Annotated in this window: 1 protein-coding gene; it reads left to right on the top strand. The window is 46.0% G+C overall.

Annotated features, from left to right (window positions below):
- Positions 1-750: 750 nt before the first annotated feature.
- Positions 751-2,265, top strand: coding sequence for a maltoporin LamB (lamB, locus tag KDK15_RS12205; protein WP_257295634.1), 1,515 nt, complete (start codon positions 751-753; stop codon positions 2,263-2,265).
- Positions 2,266-2,419 lie beyond the last annotated feature (154 nt).

The following is a 2,419-nucleotide window of genomic DNA, read 5'->3' as shown; positions in this document are numbered from 1 at the left end:
TATGGAGTTTACGCCCTTCGACTCCGCTCAGGACGAACGGAGTTTGGACATCAATAAAGGAGGAACCCATCAATTGCATTGAAATCGTGTACTAGCCTGACAAAGAGTCATAAAGTCGAATGACAGCGTCGCCGCAACAGCTCAACAACATACCCCATGCCAACCGAGCCAGAACTCTGTTGGAATAAGGTAACGATGCAAACTATTTTTTTGCCCATCTCGACACTCTGAACTAAATTCTTAAAAGACTCTGGCTAGCTGGTTCTCAGCCAGAGATAAAAAATCGGGACACCCTACAACCTTTCGTCGAAGCTGTGTGCTTCATTTAATACAGCTCAATCTATACGACGCACTTATTACTCTTTTCCTGCACGGAAAGCAGGCCTTGCTTTTTCAACACACATTAACTGACGGCTACCAGCTTTTATGTATGCCCCTCACCAGGAAGGGGGTTGCGAAAGGCCTTAATAAAGAAGGGAACCACAAAGGCACAAAGAGCACAAAGGAAGAACATTTTTATTGCAAGAGCTTTGCTCTTACCAGCCTTTTGCTCTTCTTTGTGTCCTTTGTGGTTCAAGGCTTTTCTACCTTCGCAGCACCCAGTGACAGGGCTATTTCAACAACATCATGCCTCTATTAAGCGGCAGGATGATGAAGCCGGAGCCAGAAAACACACAAGGTAGGCTAAGCATGCTTTCCAGGCATCAATCAACTTCAACCCCAAACACCGGGCTGGCAGCGTTATCCCAAATGGTTTCATCGGTTTCCCGTCGCTCATTCCAGTATTGCGGAGCAGTTGCCATTGCTTCCGCATCCACCTGTGCAATGGCGGTAACAGGAGATGATATTAACTTCAACGGTTATGCCCGTTCAGGAATTGGCAGCACTGATAAGGGTGGTCAGCAGTTATGCTTTAAGGCAGCGGGTGCGCCCTCAAAGTACCGCTTGGGTAATGAGTGCGAAACCTTTGCAGAACTTAAGTTTGGTGCAGATCTCTTTGATCAGGATGATGTGCAGTTTTATTTGGATACCAATCTTGCCTACAAAGTTGGCCAGCAAGGGGACTATGAAACCACTGCCCCTGCTGTTCGGGAGATGAACATTAAGGCTACAGGTGTCTTTGGTAATGCGCTTCCCGGTTCAATGTTGTGGGTCGGCAAACGTTTTTATAATCGTCATGATGTCCATATGATTGATTACTACTACTGGAATCTGTCTGGCCCCGGCGTTGGTATTGAGAATATTGATGTGGTGATGGGTATGCTGAATATTGCCTGGGTGAGGAATCAAAATGGGGTGTTTTATTCTCCTTGGGTTGACGGTGAAGAGGTCACAATAACTACTACACCTGCATCTGATCAGAAATTAACAGTTTCTTCACCCGGCTACAAAACAGCAGACATCACAACCAATATTATAGATTTACGTTGGAATGATATCCCGATAATTGACAAGTTAAAGTTGGAACTTGGCTTGGATTACGGCGTTGGTAGCCCACCAGATAATTTAACTGCTGGTACCCATACCAAAAACTACTTCGATAAAAACGGCTGGATGTTCACTGGTGAACTATCATGGGATGTTCTCGGTGGTTTTAACAAGTTTATTGTCCAGTACGCTACCGATGCGATGACCGGCCCCGGAGCAGGAACTGCTGGAATGTATATGCAAACCACCGACTGGTTTAAGGGTAATAAGCTTTGGCGCATTATGGATCACGGTGCCGTGTCACTCATGCCTAATTTAGACATGATGTATGTTTTTGGTGTAACTGAAGTCAAATATGATAAAAATGATTTTTATCCAAACTATGGTCAAAAAAATACTTGGTACACTGCAGGCATTCGCCCCTCCTGGAACTGGAATGACATAACCAGTACCACCATCGAGATTGGCTATGATCAGGTGAAAAATGCTCATTCATCCTACGTATCCGGGATAAACATTGTCAGCACCGGGGCATTCAAAAGCAAACTTTGGAAATTCACTCTGGCTCAACAATTTCACCCACAGTTTGGCAACTGGGTAAGGCCACAGATTCGTATTTTCGCTACCTATGCAAACTGGAATGAAGCCAGTGGCTACCTTGAAAGTCCTTCTGAGCCTACTGCGAACCCAGCAAGAAGCTGTGCTGATCCAAACATCTGTAATGCTCTAGGCTTGGAATACTTCGACACCTTCACCTCACCCCAGCAAATCGCGAAGGCCTATGGCACCAAATCCGACGGCTGGACCTACGGAGCCCAGATGGAAATCTGGTTCTAATCCACTAGTACATCATTTCGATGAGTTTGATGTGGACAATCTCCGTTCACCCTGAGCGTCCTTTGACTCCGCTCAGGATGTACGGACGAAGGGTGATTAGCACAGTCTTTATTCAGGGTATGGTGTTTACGCCCTTCGACTCCGCTCAGGACGA

It is taken from the genome of Endozoicomonas sp. YOMI1 (genome assembly GCF_024606345.1).
Lineage (GTDB): Bacteria > Pseudomonadota > Gammaproteobacteria > Pseudomonadales > Endozoicomonadaceae > Endozoicomonas.
This window is presented reverse-complemented; position numbering and strand designations above follow the sequence as displayed.

Coding starts and splice junctions, on each gene's coding strand:
- lamB (WP_257295634.1), top strand. CDS start 751: ATGGTTTCATCGGTTTCCCGTCGCTCATTCCAGTATTGCGGAGCAGTT.